This is a genomic window from Anaeromassilibacillus sp. An172, from assembly GCF_002160515.1.
Taxonomy (GTDB): Bacteria; Bacillota; Clostridia; order Oscillospirales; family Acutalibacteraceae; genus Limousia; species Limousia pullorum.
Window position 1 is genome coordinate 1 of sequence record NZ_NFKS01000023.1, and the last position, 16,228, is coordinate 16,228.

Here is a 16,228-nt window from a genome sequence, read left to right on the forward strand (position 1 = left end):
GCTAAACCCCAATTCCTCCTTCTTTTTTATCAAAGTGTTGGTTGCTTGATAAACGCAAAAACCCTGAATTTCAGATAGAAATTCAGGGTTTTTGGACAAGCTGAAGCCGCTCCAATTAAGGAACGGCTTGATTTTCTATTGAATTACCAGCGGTCAAAGAACTTAACATCCATGTAAGTTACAATGTGATTCTGGCTTTCATGCCATGGGCTTGAGCAAATCTTGTATGCGTAGAAGTATCTGAGCTCATGCTGAACTGCTGCGCCGCCCTGGTCAAAGATGTAGGAAACTGCATCCAAAACATCCTGGTTTGGAGCTCTGTCAAGGCTGCCGTAATAACCGCAGGATGTTCTAACCTGCTCTACTGAGCTGTAGCCATCATAAACCATTGTATCTCTTATTGTCTGAGCAACAAGAGCGGCTCCGATGAAGCCCTGATTTCCTGACTCACCCATAACAAGTCTTTCGAGGATATATCTGTCCTCAGCAGAAAGTGAAACGCTTCTGCTTACATAGTTCGGATCAGGATTGTCAATTGAAAGAAGGTATCCTGTGCTTGTAGCATCACCGATAACTGTCTGAGAGCTGCTTGAGCTGTTAGTGCTTGCATCTGACTGAGACTCGCTGTATTCAGCGGCTGTGCTTTCTTCTGCAGCCTTTGCAGCTGCCTGTTCAGCTTCTTTCTTTTCTTTAAGTTTCTGAACAGACTGTTCAGCTTCTGTCTTAGCCTTATCGACTGCGGAAGCTCTTTCAATAGCCTGCTGTTCAGAATCTGTATAGTTGTCAACCGAAAGTGTCTGAGACAAAAGGGGCTGACTGTCAACATCTGCAATTTTTAAAGTTCCGTTTGTACCCTCCATTGCAAAAGCATTGAAATTGGAGCCTACAACCGGTACACACATCACAGCCGCAACCAAAATTCCGGCTGTCATAACTTTTAATGTAAACTTTGATTTATTCATATTATTCCTCCTTATAAGCACATTCCCCAAAAGGGTTTTACAATTATTACATCGCTGTAATTTTTGTACATGCGCTTCAAACAAGCGGTTTTTATATGTCTTCTTCAAATTTCCTCAGGTATTAAAGCACATTTCGAAAAAAAATGCAACCCCTCCCCCTTTTTTTAGGTGAAATTCGGCTGAAAAATAATTACGAAATCGTAACCAATAGTTACTTTTCGGTTACAATTTCTGTGTATATTTCCTAATATAATAAACGAATTTTCAACAATTAGGATACATTGGTTACAAATTTTAATTTTTTCAAAATTTTTTAAAAAATAAGTCAAAAAAAGACGATTTTCGGCGCTTCGGAGCGGATTTTCTGATGCACTCTTTTACCAAAATTGTATCCTCTCCAATCAAAACTATGTTCTCCCAGGAGATTACATAATCCTCGCATTTACCCCAAATTCCGAAGATTTTTCCTCTTCCGTAAATCACAATCGACAGTATTCTGGCGGAAGCAGTGTCCACCTCAACATCGTCAACGGTGCCTATTCTGCACCCCGTAACGCTGTTGATAACCTCTTTGTGCCTTAACTGTGCAACCCTGCAAGTCATAAGAATTTAACCCCTTGATAAATTACTTTTTTTCTCTGAAAACCTCAGGCAAAGCACATAAAACTTTACTTTACCTTGACATATATAATGTTATTTGTTAAAATTTATATTGAAAGTATTCCGTATTTATGACCTATTACTGATACTTTTTTTGAAAGAACAAAAGGAAAAAGAACAAACTTTTTTACCAAAAGGAAAATGTATTAAGGAAAAAATTAAAAAGGATTCGGAGGGATTCTTAATGAGTTTTGTATTGGTAACAGACGCCGTATGTGATTTGAATGCAGATTTGGTTAATTTGCTTGGCGTTGAAGTTTTGCCAATGGAATTCACAATCGGCGATAAAGTCTATAAACATTATCCTGACTGCCGTGAAATGTCCATAAAAGATTTCTATCAAGCAATCAGAGAAGGCGCAATGCCTACCACTTCACAGATCAACATCAATTCTTTCAACAAGGCTTTTGAACCTATTTTGAAAGAGGGCAAGGATATCCTCTATCTTTGCTTTACATCCGGACTCAGCGGAACATATAACACATGTATGATTGCGGTTTCCGACCTGTTGGAAAAATATCCGGAAAGAAAAATACTTGTTCTGGACAGCGCCTGCGCAAGCCTCGGAGAGGGTAATTTGGTTTATCATGTGGCAAACAAGGTAAACAGCGGTGCAACCCTTGAAGAAGCTTACGAATATGCAAAGGAAACCAAAAACAGAGTCGCCCATTGGTTCGTTGTTGATGATTTGGAACACCTTAAAAGAGGCGGAAGAATTTCCTCCCTTTCTGCAACTTTCGGAAAAGCTTTGCAGATAAAACCTTTGCTCAGTGTTGACGACGACGGTCATCTTATTACTGTGGCAAAAATAAGAGGATATCTGAAGGTTTTCGATAATCTTGTTGACCGCCTTGTGCGTGACGGTGAGGATTTGGAAAGCCAGACTGTGTTTATCGGACATGCCGATAATCTTGAGGGTGCAGAAAAACTCAGACGAATGGTTGAGCCTCTTGTAGGAAAGGTAGTTATTGTAAATATCGGTCCTGTTATTGGAGCCCACGTTGGTGCAGGAATGTTGGCATTGACATTCCTCGGAAAACGAAATTACAAATAATTAAAATAAAAGGTATGTGCAATCGGATGTTATAATCCCTTTTGCACATACCTTTTTTGTATTTCTAAAAGATTTCTCTATACTATATATAATATAGATTTACATTGCAGTTACCTTTCTCCCCTCACGTATCTTTAATGTTACAGCCACAAACAAAACCAACAGTTCGCTTACCGGGAAAGCGAGCCAAACTCCTGTCATTCCTAATAATGACGACATTATAAATGCACAGGGTATAATAATCACAAATCCTCTCAAAACAGAGATTATAAAGGATGGCGCCGGCTTGTCCCATGCGCCGAAAAATACTGCGGTTATTATATTCACCCCTGCAAAGAAAAATCCCGGGAAATATAATCTAAGTCCATCTGAAGCACATCTGCTGAGCTCTTCAAGACCCTCAGGGTTAAACGCACCTATAATTTCATCGGTAAATATAAATACAGCCACATAAATCAGTACAGCCGACAAAGCTCCGGCAGTAATTCCGTATCGGTAAATCTTCCGGCTGACGCTGTAGTTTCCCTCTCCCTTGCTTTTGCTGACAAGAGGCTGAATACCCTGAGATATTCCTGTAAATATTGCCGTAACCACCAAGGCAATGTTGGCTACAATACCGTATGCGGCAACGCCAACATTTCCCATAAGCTCCAAAATTATAAAGTTAAAAACCAGAATAACTATTCCTGAGGAAACCTCCGTTATAAAGGAAGATACTCCAAGGGACGCCACATCGAACCACTTTTTAAACATATGCTTTGTCTTTGCAAAACCAAAGCTATTTTTTCCTTTTAATGTTCTGAACATCATCAAAATCAAACTTATTCCAGGCGCCATAGCCGTTGCGGCGATAGCTCCGAACATTCCAAGCTTGCAGGGGAAAATAAACACATAGTCCATAATTATATTTCCAAGGCTTCCCACTATCATAGCCGCCATAGCTAAATTAGGCGCTCCGTCGTTTCTAACAAAGCAGGTCATAAGATTGTTAAACATAAAAAGAGGTGAAAACAGAAGCATAACTTTAAGATAAATCAGCGTCATAGAGTAAACCTCATCATTCGCCCCCAATAGCCTTGCAATATTTCCCGAGAAAAACAGTCCGCAGAAAATAAGGATAATGGAAATAACAGAAGCAAGACAAAAGCATGAGGTAAACACGCTGTTAGCTTTTTTATGGTCGCCTGACGCCTTTAAAATAGAAAATCTGGCGGCTCCTCCCATACCTATCATCAAACCTGCGCCGTTCATAATGTTAAAAACCGGAAGCGCAATATTCAGAGCGGTCAATCCATCAGGGCCTATTCCCTGAGATATAAAAAAAGTGTCTGCAAGTATGTAACAGGACAAACCTATCATTCCCGCAACATTCATAGATACATATTTAAAAAAATTATGTAAAACACTGTTTTTCATTCCATCACCTTACTGTCTCTTTAAATTTAATAAAATATTTTTTCAGCACCAAATAAATACATTTGTACAGCCGTCAGCAAATTTTAACATACTTAAATACATTTTTCAATAATTCTTTTAATTATTAACAATAGTATTAAGGCTGCCGTAAAATTCCAACTTTTTATTTATCTTAACTATTGATTACACCCAAAAAATATGATATCATTATACGTGAAGTTTTATAACTTTTTAATTAGCAGTCCCAAATCACTTAAAAAGTGTGTTATTGCATTATTCTATTATTAAAGGAGTGTTTGAAATGATCAAAAGAATTGCAGCTATTATTATGAGCGTTTTGATGATTTCCGCAGTTGCATTTTCCGCTTCAGCCGCTTCCGGAATAAATACCGATGAGCAGAGACTTATTGACGCTTACAAAAGTGCAAACGCAAACGGTTATTATTTCGACGAGTACACAATCAATCAGATTGAAATCTATTTCATGAGAGACGGCGTTGATATCACAGCTGACCAGGCTGATCAGGTTATTGCTTATCTCAACGAGGCGGTTTCTTACTTTGCAGGCACAGGTGCTACTTCTCTTCAGAGTCTCAGCACTGAGCAAAAACAGCATCTTCTTGAAATCGTAAGAAACGGTGCAGCTGTAGTTGGTCTTACAGTAAACTACGATGCAGCAAACAAACTTTTCCAGGTTTACACTGCTGACGGTGAGCTTGTTTATTCCAGCGCTGTTGTAATCAAAACCACTGGTGCTGATTACACACCGGCAATCATAACTTTCGCTGTTGTTCTTATGATTGCATGTGCAGCAGTTGTAGCAGCTAAAAAGAAAGGACTTATGCAGAGATAATGAAAATACATTTTTCATCTAATCAAAAGCATAATTTTAAAAACCTACTGGCTTACATTTGTATGCCGGTAGGTTTTTGTGTATTAGGTTATCTTTTGATTTATATAGTATTTACACCAATTATCACTCCCGTGCTGTCCGTTTCTGAAATGTTTATATCCGACGCTGATTTTAAAAACGGTGAAAATCTCACCTCCATTTTTGATAAAAACAGCGCCTCTTCCGAAAACACCGGAGATACAGTTGATATGAGTCAGGTGCAGATTCCTTCCTACGGAACCCATTATGCCAACCTTTCAATCGACTCAGTAAGCATCGACGCTCCACTTTATTTCGGAGATTCCAGCGCCGCACTGAGCCAAGGCGTCGCCCAATATAACGGAAGCTTTCTGCCGGGATTCGGAAGACCTATACTCATAAGCGGACACAACAATTCATATTTCAACAGTCTTCAGTATATATCTGTAGGTGATGAAATTACAATAACCACAAATTACGGAGTTTATAAATATAAGGTAACAGAAACAAAAATTGCAGCCTATAACGACAAAACAGCATACGACCTTGCCGCCCAGGAAGAAAACCTTATACTTTACACCTGCTATCCATTCGATACCCTTGGACTTACGCCACAGCGTTTCTTTGTTTATGCAGACAAAGTATCTGGCCCGGATGTTGTTTGAAAGGAGGATGCAGTTTGAGTAACACAGTTTTAAGAAGAGTTATCTGCTTCTTCTTTTCATTTATATTAAGCTTTTCTTTGTTTGTGCTTTCAATCGCAATCACTATGCAGTCATCCGTCCTCAGCAAAGATTTTTTGATTAACCAGCTGAGCATTTCCGGATATCACCTGAAAGCCGCCGATTACACAAAAAGCAGTATATCAGACCTTGCCTTTGCAGGAGGCGTGCCTTCCGATGTGTTTGACGAAATAGTCACACCGGAACGTGTAAAGACCGATATATACAACATCTTTGAATATGCCTACGACGGAAAACAGTACTCCATTGACAGTGAGAAATTAAACTCTGAGTTTTTGGAGGCAATAAAAACCTATGCTTCTGAAAACAATATAGAAATCACAGCAGAAACAGAAACAAATATTTCCCACCTTGCCGACCTTTGTACACAAACATATTTAGATTGTATAAATATCGCCGGCATAAACACGGTAATCGGAGCTTTAAGACAGCCTTCCAAGTTTATGGGGTTTGCAATAGGCGGAAGTATTCTGATAGCATTGATTTCTATAATAATGCTGTTTCTCATCAATAAGTACAAGCACAAATTCCTGAGATACATCGCCTATGCGCTGAGCGGCAATTTCCTTATGATGACAGTAATCCCCGGATTTTTGCTTATCACAAAGCCATATGTAAACCTCAATATTTCGCCGGATTACCTGCATTCATTTATCAACAGCTTTTTGGACGAAACATTAAAAATGATGCTTGTAGGCGCCGCTGTGACAGCTGTGCTATATATTATTGTATTTGTACTTGTAAGCCATTTCAAAAAGAGAGCAATTAAAAAAGGCTATAAAGAAAGAAACAAAAATAATCTTGTTTAAATCAAACCGTCGCATTTTGCGGCGGTTGTTTTTTAATCCTCGGTTATAATAAAAAGGTCATTGGGCGTACACTCAAGCAATAGACAAAGTGTTTCAATATTTTCATAGCGTATGGATTTTGTTTCGTTATTCACCATTTTATTGAAATTCTGATAACTCATTCCCAGCTGCTTGTAAAGCCAGTACTTTGTTTTGCCATTTTTCTCCAGCAAATTCAAAACATCTAATTTAATCATAAGCCATTTCTCCATATATTATTTATTTATTGGATAATATCTTATTATTTCTCTTTACTAATAGATTAATGCATTATATAATGTAAGCATAATGTATTATTAAAGGAGAACCAAATGGATATACAAATAAATAATATTAAGATAACACCTGGAAATTTTGGAAATGATTGTCAAGGCAATACGGAAATATTTAATATGTGTGATGAATGCGATTATTTAATATGTTGCACAGATTTAAATTGGAAATATGAATGCAAATCTTTCAATGACCCCAACTGTCCAAGAAACTCAAAACAATCAAGCTGAATTTTATGTGAAAACTTAAAAATATCACACTTCTTTCATTGTCTGTAAAAACAATATGTGTTATAATTATGCTACAGTTGATTGATGATAATTACATTAGACAAGGATGATGGTTCCTTGTCACTTTTATTATAATATACGGAGTGTGAAGCAATGCGGTCTTTCCTATACAAATTCGCAATGTTTATGCAGGGCAGATACAAGATGGATCAGCTAAACTATGTACTGCTTATCGCAAGCTTATTGTTATCCTTTATCAACGTATTTCCCCGAAGCCTTATTATTTATTTTTTTGAGCTTTTATTTTTGGTTCTGTTCTTTTTCAGATTTCTTTCCAAGAACATATACAAAAGAGGAGCAGAAAACAGAAAATTCCTTTCAATCTGGGGCAAAACACGTGATTTCTTTATTCTTAACAAAAATAAAATCAAAGAGTTTAAAACCCACGTTTATGTAAAATGCCCGTATTGTAAAGCCCAGCTTCGTGTAAAAAGAATAAACGGCAAACACAAGGTACGCTGCCCACGCTGCGGCGAATCCTTTGAAAAGAAAATCCACTTCGGCGGAAAAAACAAATAATATATTAAAAATTAAAACTCCACACAGATTTAAAAGTCCGTGTGGAGTTTGATTTTTTGTGTTTACATTTTTTCAATGTGTTCAACTATCTGATTTACACAATCCTCAGGAACGGTGTTTTCATCCGCTGTTATTGTTATGTCCGCATATTTTTCATAAAGAGGTGTTCTCACTCTGAAAATATCCTCAAGTGTTTCACCCTTTTTAAAGGCAATACCACGGGTTTTCATGTTGGTAATTCTCTTTTTCAAAATTTTTAGAGGAACTTCAACATAAACAACGATACCGTCTTTTTTAAGATTTTTCATAGCTTCATCACTTAGTATCATGGAACCGCCTGTGGCTACAACTGAGTTTACGGGAGAAATCTCCTCTCCCACCTGCTGTTCAATTTCCAGAAACTTTTCCAAACCCTCTGTATCGATTATTTCCTGAAGCTTTTTGCCCTCTCTTTTGCAGATTACAAGGTCTGTGTCAACAAAATCAAAACCCAAAGATTTTGCAAGGATAACACCTATTGTACTTTTTCCCGAGCCGGGCATTCCTACCATTACAACATTTTTCATATATAAAACTCCTTTAGCTTCTCTGTGAATACATGGAGTAAAGCTTGTAATACTCTCCCTTTTTCTCCATAAGCTCCTTATGGGTTCCCACTTCGGCTATACCATCTTCCGTAAGAACAAAAATCCTTGCAGCGTTTCTTATGGTGGTAAGTCTGTGGGCGATTATAAATGTGGTTCTGTCCTTTGCAAGTCTTTCCAAGGACTGCTGAACTAAAAGCTCGCTTTCGTTGTCGAGGGCTGATGTGGCCTCGTCAAGAATAAGCACAGGAGGATTTTTAAGAAACAGTCTTGCTATAGAAATACGCTGTTTCTGACCTCCGGAAAGCTTTACTCCCCTTTCACCCACATATGTGTCGTAGCCCTCGGACAAACCGAGAATAAACTCGTGAGCTCCTGCAAGCTTAGCGGCTGTTATAATCTCCTCTTCTGTGGGGTTTTCCTTGCCGTAGGCAATATTCTCCCTTACAGTTCCGTTGAAAAGGTAAACATCCTGCTGAACAACACCGATATTTTTTCTCAAGGAATCAAGGCTTATATCCCTTACATCAACACCGTCAAGGGTAACTTTGCCGTCTGTAACATCGTAAAATCTGGGTATAAGACTGCACAATGTGGTTTTTCCTCCCCCTGAGGGGCCAACCAAAGCGATGCTCTCGCCTTTTTTCACGTCAATGTTTATATTGTCGAGAACCTTTTCACCCTCTTCGGAATAGGAAAAGCTTACGTTTTCAAACTTTATTTCACCCTCTACCTTATCCATTACAACAGGGTTTTCCTTGTCCTTTATGGTTACAGGCTCATCCATTATTTCAAAAAATCTTTCTATACCGGTTGTACCCTTTTGGAACTGCTCGGCAAATTCAACTATTCTTCTGATAGTGGTGAGCAAGGTCTGGATATACAAAAGATAAGCCACTAAATCGGCTCCGTTTATAAATCCATTCGCCATAAAAATACTGCCCACCAAAATAACAGCCACATACATAACGCCGTCCATAAATCTTGTAGAACCCTGAAACAGCGCCATATATCTGTAGGCAAAGCTTTTTATTTTTAAGAACTTATTGTTTTCCCTGTCAAACTTTTCCTGCTCTACAGGCTCGTTTGCAAAGGATTTAACAACCCTTATTCCTGTAAGGCTGTCCTCAATCATAGCGTTAAGCTCCGCTGTCTGCACACGTGTTTCCTTAAAGCCACGTTTCATGTTTCTTCTGAAAAATATAATACCTGTAAGCATCAAAGGAAGCAAAGCAAAAATAATGAGCGTCATCCAAATGTTGACCCCTGCAAGAATTACAAAGGAACCAACTATTTTAAGTCCGGCGATAAAAAATTCCTCCGGGCAATGGTGGGAAAACTCCGTAACGTCAAAAAGGTCGTTGGTAATTCTGGACATGAGCTGACCAACTTTTGCATTGTCATAAAATGAAAAAGAGAGCCTTTCCAAATGGGCGAACAAATCCCTTCTCATATCCGTTTCAAGACGAACGCCCATCACATGGCCTATATACGCCATATAATAGTTGGCTACAGTGTCCACTATTCTCAAAAACAGGTAAATAACCACAAGCCTTATTGCCATGGGAAGAAAAGCGTCGGTAATTCCTGCGGCGGCAGAATTTGTTATCTGACGTACAATCATCGGAAAAACAAGCTCGCACACAGTTGAAAGTCCTGCACACAGCAGGTCAATTACCACTATTCCCAAATATGGCTTATAGTAAGGTAAAAATCTTTTAAGCAAGTATATCACTCCTAAATCGGTTAATATATTATAATCGCATATCGGCGGAAACCCAGAATGCGGCGGTAAGCTCCATACCCTCAAGCTGTAAAAGCTTATTTTTATTTTCTTCCTTTATTCTGTTGAGGTGAGGAGTCATATAAAGCAAATCTTTAAGTTCTTCATTGTTAACATGAAATTTAAAGCTGTGCTTTTGACTGTAAAGTCTTTTAAAAAGTGTTTCATCATGGCTTGAGGGCTTTTTATCCTGAGGGAAAACCTCATCGTAAATAACCTCTTTCATCTCCATAAGATGTTCTGTAGCGGCGTTTACCTCTATGGCTATTCCGCCTCTTTTTAAAATTCTGCTGTATTCTCCGTCCATAAAAAGGGAAAACATAGCCGTAACAATATCCGCACTTCCGCTTTCAACCGGCAAAAGTGAAGCGGTGGCAACCGCCCATGTTATGTCCTTTCCCCTTGAGCAAGCCATTTTTACACCGTCTTTGGCTATATCTATGCCCACGGTGCGGCTGTTTTCAAAGCTATTAGCCAAAGCTCTGGTGTAATAGCCCTCGCCGCAGCCCACATCTACAATCAACGGATTTTCGCTTTTGCAAAACTCTTTTGCAGTTTCTCTTACCGCCTGGCAAATGGGAAGATATTTTCCTGTTTCCAAAAATCTTCTCCTTGCCATAAGCATTTCCTTTGTATCTCCCGGGTGCAGAGAATGTTTATTTTGAACAGGAAGCAAATTTACATACCCCTGACGTGCCATATCAAAACAATGTCTGTTAGGACAGATATAGGATTTTCCATCTTGAACAAGCTTTTCCCCGCACAGAGGACAAATAAGCATATGCTCATCCCCTTTTCTTATATGTAATCTTTTATAAATCAAAAGTCTTTAAAAAGGATATTATTTTTTATATTTAAAGTCAATAGTTTCAATATTAAAAAGCAAAAAACAACGGCAGATTAAATCCACCGTTGTTCCTTAATAATCATTGTCTGTGATAATTACTCAGCAACGAACTCGTCTTTGCCTACACCGCAAAGAGGGCACTCGAAATCGTCTGGAATATCTTCCCACTTTGTGCCTGGTGCAATACCGTTATCAGGATCGCCGAGAGCCTCGTCGTATCTATATCCACATACTTCGCAAACGTATACCATTGCAACGTCCTCCTTTATATAAATTATAAATATATCTTATCCCGCAAGGGAAATAAGCTGAATTGCTGTTATAAAGTCAATCTTTCCTTGAAGTATTATACCGCAGGATACGGGCTTTGTCTGTGACTTGGTAACATTTTATCAGATAATTCTGATATTGAGAGTGTCTGTGCCGGAAGTAGGAACTGTCTTATTTGAAGAAAGAACCAAAACAGTGTCGCCCTTCTTAACATAGCCTGTTGAAAGAGCCTTAACCATAGCCTGCTTTGTGATAGCGTCTGTTGTGAGCTTCTCCTCGCCTATAACAGCGGTGATACCCCAGTTGAGACAGAGCTTCTTGCAAACTCTCTCGGAGGTAACAACAGCGATAATCGGACAGCTTGGTCTGTAGTGAGCCATAGCTCTTGCCACCTGACCTGTTGCGCTTTCAACTATAATAGCCTTTGCATTGATGTTTTCTGCAACATCCTTTGCAGCATGGCAGATTGTTTCTCTGAAGCTCTCTGTAATAGGATACTTTTTAATGTATTCCTGAAGAGCAATTGATTCGCCGTTGCTTTCAGCCTCACAGCAGATATCATTGAGAGCCTGTACGCTTTCTACAGGGTATTTACCTGCGGCAGACTCACCGGAGAGCATAACTGCGCTTGTTCCGTCGTAAACTGCGTTTGCAACGTCGCTTATCTCAGCTCTGGTAGGTCTTGGAGAATTTGTCATACTCTCAAGCATCTGAGTTGCTGTGATAACGTATTTACCTGCAACAACTGTTTTTCTGATAAGTGTTTTCTGAATTTCTGGAAGCTTGATAAAAGGTATTTCAACACCCATGTCACCACGGGCAACCATGATACCGTCGGCAACCTCCAAAATTCTGTCGATATCGTCAACACCGCTCTGATTTTCAATCTTTGCGATAATCTCAACATACTCAAAGCCGATACTGTCGATGTAGTCTCTAAGCTTTATAACGTCGTCTGCTGATCTTACGAAAGATGCGGCGATAACATTTGCGCCCTGCTCCAAACCGAACTCAATGTCAGCACGGTCTTTTGCACTTACATAAGGCATGTTTATATGATAGTTAGGTATATTTATACTTTTTCTGTTGGAAAGCCTGCCGCCCTTTACAACTGTGCAGACAATAGCGTCCTGGTTGGCTTCTTTAACCACAAATGAAAGCTTTCCGTCATCGAGAAGAATTTCTCTTCCCTTTATATCCTTGTCGGCGGCAAAAAGCTCAACAAGCTTTGGATATGAAAGAGGAACTCCCTTATCATTTCCCTTATCTCCCTCTTTCAAAAGGGAAAACTCCTGTCCTTCCTGAAGCTCTACAAAGCCATTTTCAAAAATACCAACTCTAACCTCAGGGCCTTTGGTATCAAGAAGGATAGCAACATTCTTGCCGCTTTCCGCAATAGCTGTTTTTACGGTGTTAAATCTTTTTTTCTGCTCCTCATAGGTTCCGTGGGACATATTAAAACGTGCTACATCCATACCTGCAGCTATCATCTTTTTCAAGGTTTCCTTGTCATCACAAGCAGGACCCATTGTGCATACAATTTTTGTTTTTCTCATAATTTTACACCTCATACACTTTTATTTAGCCATACAATATAAACATTCCCTCAAAATAAAGAGGAAATTCATTCCAATATATTCAATCAGATATTAAGTACGCTTTCAAGTGAAGTATACCATTAACCTTGAAAAAAATCAATAGAAATAGCATTGTTTATATGAATTTTACAGTTATACTTCACAAAATACTTTATAAGCAATCACAATAAATTATTCCAAAACATTTTTAATATATTTAAGTGTTCTAACGCTTTAAAATAAGCAGTTATAAAGTTTTCTAATTGCTTTCTTTTTATTTCTGATAACATCTGCCGCTCTTGATTTTAGGTTATACTGATGATAGACTATTGAATGTATAACTTTTATTATTAAGGAGGACAAAATGGAAATAAGAGAATTAAACAAAGCTGATATTGAATTTATCTATAAAAACAGAATGGAAAATGATTTTCCTCCGGAGGAAATCCGTCCCTGGGATATGTTTGAAAGAAGCTTTTCCATGGGATTATATACAGGCTACGGACTTTACGAAAATGAAAAGCTTTTGTCCTACGCCACCTTTACTTTTTCAAATAACAACGATACAATCCTGCTGGATTATTACGCCGTGGACTCTTCCCTGCGTGGTAAAGGAATAGGCGCAAATTTTCTTTCAGAGCTTTCCAAAAAGCTTCAGGACAAACTCATACTTTTGGAGGTTGAAAACCCCAAGTTTTCAAAAAACGATGATGACCTTTCCGTACGCACCAGAAGAATAAATTTCTATAAAAGATGCGGCGCTTACCTTTCTAATACAACATCAAAAGTATTTGAAGCTGATTTCGCAATTATGTATATTTCAAGAAAGGGTGAAAAAAGCGACGGCGAGATTGCTTCCGCAATTAAAGAAATTTACCGCTCCATGTTTACAAAAGAAATTCTCGAAAAGTATGTAACCGTATACGAAAAACAAAACATATAATCTGACAAAAACCTGAAATTTTCCATGTTTTTTGAAATTAGCACTCTAAGGCCGAAAGTGCTATTGACTTTTCCTGACCATAGAGCTATAATTATAAACGTAAGCAAAATAACGCTGTAACTACTTAAAATCAGGTTTGGAGGAAGAAAAAATGCTTAATGAAAAAATAGCCGAACTTTTAAACCAACAGATAAACAAGGAATTTTATTCCGCTTATCTTTATCTTGATTTTTCAAATTATTTTTATGATGCGGGCTTGGACGGTTTTGGCAACTGGTACAAAATTCAGGCTCAGGAAGAAAGAGACCACGCAATGCTCATTCTCCGCTATATGCAGATGAACGGCATGAAGGTAACACTTGACGCCATTGAAAAGCCATCTGTAGAGCTTACAAGCAATCTTGGCGTTTTGGAAGCCGGATACAGCCACGAGCAGTATGTAACAGGTCTTATCAACACAATCTATGCCGCCGCCCACGACGTAAACGACTTTAGAACTACACAGTTCTTGGACTGGTTCATTAAAGAACAGGGCGAAGAGGAAGAAAACGCAGACAACCTTATCAAAAAGTACAAGCTTTTCGGCGAGGACCCAAGAAGCCTCTACATGCTTGACAACGAGCTTAAAGCAAGGGTTTATGCAGCTCCCTCACTTGTAATTTAATTTTATATAATATTAAAGGAAAGAAGAAATAAACATGGAAAAAATGCAATTTAAGTCAGAGTCAAAAAGACTTCTGGACTTGATGATTAACTCAATTTACACACACAGAGAAATATTTTTAAGAGAAATTATCTCAAACGCCAGCGACGCTATAGACAAGCTCTGCTTTATCTCCCTTACAGATGATAAAGTTGGCATGAGCAGAAGCGATTTTAAAATTCTTATAAAAGCCGACAAAGAAAACCGCACCCTTACAGTTTCAGATAACGGTATCGGTATGGACAAGGACGAGCTTGAAAACAACCTGGGTACAATCGCTTCCAGCGGCTCTTATAAATTCCGTCAACAGCTTAAAGACGAGGACAAGGAAAATGTAGACATCATCGGACAGTTCGGTGTAGGCTTCTACTCAGCATTTATGGTAGCAAAGGAAATCACCGTAATCACAAGAAAATACGGCAGTGATACAGGCTACAAGTGGCAGTCCGCAGGCGCAGACGGTTATACAATTGAAGAATACAACAAGGACACCGTGGGAACAGACATCATTATGGTTCTCAAGGACGACACAGAAGAGGACAAGTACAGCGAATACCTCGAGCAATACAGGCTTTCCTCACTTATTAAAAAGTATTCAGACTACATCAGATATCCTATCGAGATGGACATGGAGTCCACAAAGGTTAAGGAAGGCACAGAGGAAAAGCCTGAGTACGAAACAGTCGTTGAGAGAAAAACCCTCAACAGCATGGTTCCAATCTGGCAGAAAGCTAAGAAGGACGTTACAAAAGAGGAATACAACAACTTCTACAAGGAAAAATTCTTTGACTTTGAAGACCCTCTTCTCACAATCACAACATCAGTTGAAGGCGTTGTAACATACAAAGCATTGCTCTACATTCCTGCAAAAACTCCTTACAACTATTACACAAAGGAATACGAAAAGGGACTCCAGCTTTACTCAAGCGGCGTAATGATTATGGAAAACTGTCCTGATTTGCTCCCAGAGCATTTCAGATTTGTAAAGGGCGTTGTTGACTCTCAGGATTTGTCTTTGAACATTTCCAGAGAGATGCTCCAGCACAACAGACAGCTTAAACTCATTGAAGAGCACTTGGAAAAGAAAATCAAAAACGAGCTTGCTTCCATGCTTAAAAAGGACAGAGAAAACTACGAAAAGTTCTTTGCAGCATTCGGCAGACAGCTTAAATACGGTCTTGTAAGCGATTACGGCGCACACAAGGACAAGCTTTCAGACCTTATCCTCTTCTACTCCTACAACCAGAAGAAGCTCATCACTCTTGACGAGTATGTTGAAGCAATGAAAGAGGATCAGAAGTACATCTACTTTGCAACAGGCGAAAGCAAGGAGATTATCGAAACACTTCCTCAGACAGAAATCCTCAAAGACAAGGGCTTTGACTTCCTCTGCTGCACAGATGAAATCGACGAGTTCGCTCTCAATTCACTGCGCACATTTAAGGAAAAAGAGTTCCGTTCTGTTCTCAATGACGACCTTGGAATTGAAAGCGAGAACAAGGAAGAAGAAAAGGAAGAGGGTCAGGACGCTCTCATCACCTTTATCAAGGAAACTTTGGGCGACAAGGTTTCACAGGTTGTTGCTTCCAAAAAGCTCAAGAGTCATCCTGTATGCCTTACAGCTCAGGGAGGAATTTCATTTGAGATGGAAAAATATTTCAGCGTTGTACAGCCGGAAAGCGGCATGAAAGCTCAGCGTGTTCTTGAAATCAACATGAGCCATCCGGCAGTTAAGGCCTTAAAGGATAAAGTTACCACAAACATTGAAGAAGCAAAGAAATATGTTCAGCTTCTCTACAGTCAGTCATTGCTCATCGCCGGACTTCCTTTGGAAAATCCATCAGAGTACACTGACCTTGTCTGCAGCCTTATGATTTAAAGACCT

General features: G+C 38.9%; 17 protein-coding genes. 8 read left to right on the forward strand and 9 right to left on the reverse strand.

Annotated features, from left to right (window positions below; translation table 11 throughout):
* Positions 1–143: 143 nt before the first annotated feature.
* The gene (locus B5F08_RS10150) at positions 144–962 is read right to left on the reverse strand and encodes a hypothetical protein (protein ID WP_087378913.1); all 819 of its coding nucleotides are present in this window, start codon (positions 960–962) and stop codon (positions 144–146) included.
* Between the two features lie 303 nt (positions 963–1,265).
* Entirely contained in the window at positions 1,266–1,565 is a 300-nt protein-coding gene (locus B5F08_RS10155) for a YlmC/YmxH family sporulation protein (RefSeq protein ID WP_087378915.1), read from the reverse strand.
* A gap of 241 nt (positions 1,566–1,806) precedes the next feature.
* Here B5F08_RS10155 and B5F08_RS10160 point away from each other — a divergent pair, with 241 nt between their 5' ends.
* Positions 1,807–2,676, forward strand: a complete 870-nt coding sequence (locus B5F08_RS10160; RefSeq protein ID WP_087378917.1) for a DegV family protein — start codon at positions 1,807–1,809, stop codon at positions 2,674–2,676.
* 99 nt (positions 2,677–2,775) lie between these two features.
* On the opposite strand, the gene B5F08_RS10165 is transcribed toward B5F08_RS10160, so the two are convergent.
* On the reverse strand, positions 2,776–4,035 hold the full coding sequence (locus B5F08_RS10165; protein ID WP_087378997.1) for an MATE family efflux transporter: 1,260 nt from the start codon (positions 4,033–4,035) through the stop codon (positions 2,776–2,778).
* A gap of 358 nt (positions 4,036–4,393) precedes the next feature.
* Between B5F08_RS10165 and B5F08_RS10170 the strand changes: the two genes are divergently transcribed.
* From B5F08_RS10170 to B5F08_RS10180, 3 genes are all read left to right on the forward strand, one after another.
* Positions 4,394–4,945, forward strand: coding sequence for a hypothetical protein (locus tag B5F08_RS10170; RefSeq protein ID WP_087378919.1), 552 nt, complete (start codon positions 4,394–4,396; stop codon positions 4,943–4,945).
* A 62-nt stretch (positions 4,946–5,007) separates the two neighbouring features.
* A complete protein-coding gene (locus B5F08_RS10175; RefSeq protein WP_158096280.1) occupies positions 5,008–5,628 on the forward strand; it encodes a class D sortase in 621 nt (206 codons plus the stop codon).
* A 14-nt stretch (positions 5,629–5,642) separates the two neighbouring features.
* Positions 5,643–6,515, forward strand: coding sequence for a hypothetical protein (locus B5F08_RS10180; RefSeq protein WP_087378923.1), 873 nt, complete (start codon positions 5,643–5,645; stop codon positions 6,513–6,515).
* A gap of 32 nt (positions 6,516–6,547) precedes the next feature.
* Here B5F08_RS10180 and B5F08_RS10185 read toward each other — a convergent pair whose 3' ends face one another.
* Positions 6,548–6,751 carry a helix-turn-helix domain-containing protein gene (locus tag B5F08_RS10185; RefSeq protein ID WP_087378925.1) on the reverse strand — a complete coding sequence of 68 codons (204 nt, stop codon included), beginning with the start codon at positions 6,749–6,751 and terminating at the stop codon, positions 6,548–6,550.
* A 459-nt stretch (positions 6,752–7,210) separates the two neighbouring features.
* Here B5F08_RS10185 and B5F08_RS10190 point away from each other — a divergent pair, with 459 nt between their 5' ends.
* Positions 7,211–7,636 carry an MJ0042-type zinc finger domain-containing protein gene (locus B5F08_RS10190; protein ID WP_087378927.1) on the forward strand — a complete coding sequence of 142 codons (426 nt, stop codon included), beginning with the start codon at positions 7,211–7,213 and terminating at the stop codon, positions 7,634–7,636.
* A 62-nt stretch (positions 7,637–7,698) separates the two neighbouring features.
* Here the strand turns inward: B5F08_RS10190 and B5F08_RS10195 are convergent, their stop codons facing one another.
* The 5 genes from B5F08_RS10195 to pyk all read right to left on the reverse strand — a co-directional run bounded on the left by B5F08_RS10195 (position 7,699) and on the right by pyk (position 12,676).
* The gene (locus B5F08_RS10195) at positions 7,699–8,202 is read right to left on the reverse strand and encodes a shikimate kinase (RefSeq protein WP_087378929.1); all 504 of its coding nucleotides are present in this window, start codon (positions 8,200–8,202) and stop codon (positions 7,699–7,701) included.
* A 13-nt stretch (positions 8,203–8,215) separates the two neighbouring features.
* Complete coding sequence (locus B5F08_RS10200) at positions 8,216–9,955, reverse strand: ABC transporter ATP-binding protein (RefSeq protein WP_242968419.1); 1,740 nt, start codon at positions 9,953–9,955, stop codon at positions 8,216–8,218.
* 19 nt (positions 9,956–9,974) lie between these two features.
* Positions 9,975–10,784 carry a putative RNA methyltransferase gene (locus B5F08_RS10205; RefSeq protein WP_087378931.1) on the reverse strand — a complete coding sequence of 270 codons (810 nt, stop codon included), beginning with the start codon at positions 10,782–10,784 and terminating at the stop codon, positions 9,975–9,977.
* A 161-nt stretch (positions 10,785–10,945) separates the two neighbouring features.
* On the reverse strand, positions 10,946–11,101 hold the full coding sequence (locus B5F08_RS10210; RefSeq protein WP_087378933.1) for a rubredoxin: 156 nt from the start codon (positions 11,099–11,101) through the stop codon (positions 10,946–10,948).
* Between the two features lie 141 nt (positions 11,102–11,242).
* On the reverse strand, positions 11,243–12,676 hold the full coding sequence (gene pyk, locus B5F08_RS10215) for a pyruvate kinase (RefSeq protein WP_158096281.1): 1,434 nt from the start codon (positions 12,674–12,676) through the stop codon (positions 11,243–11,245).
* Positions 12,677–13,061: 385 nt separating this feature from the next.
* Between pyk and B5F08_RS10220 the strand changes: the two genes are divergently transcribed.
* The 3 genes from B5F08_RS10220 to htpG all read left to right on the forward strand — a co-directional run bounded on the left by B5F08_RS10220 (position 13,062) and on the right by htpG (position 16,222).
* Complete coding sequence (locus tag B5F08_RS10220; RefSeq protein WP_087378937.1) at positions 13,062–13,640, forward strand: GNAT family N-acetyltransferase; 579 nt, start codon at positions 13,062–13,064, stop codon at positions 13,638–13,640.
* A gap of 151 nt (positions 13,641–13,791) precedes the next feature.
* Entirely contained in the window at positions 13,792–14,304 is a 513-nt protein-coding gene (locus B5F08_RS10225; protein WP_087378939.1) for a ferritin, read from the forward strand.
* Positions 14,305–14,338: 34 nt separating this feature from the next.
* Positions 14,339–16,222, forward strand: a complete 1,884-nt coding sequence (gene htpG / locus B5F08_RS10230; RefSeq protein ID WP_087378941.1) for a molecular chaperone HtpG — start codon at positions 14,339–14,341, stop codon at positions 16,220–16,222.
* Positions 16,223–16,228: the final 6 nt, after the last annotated feature.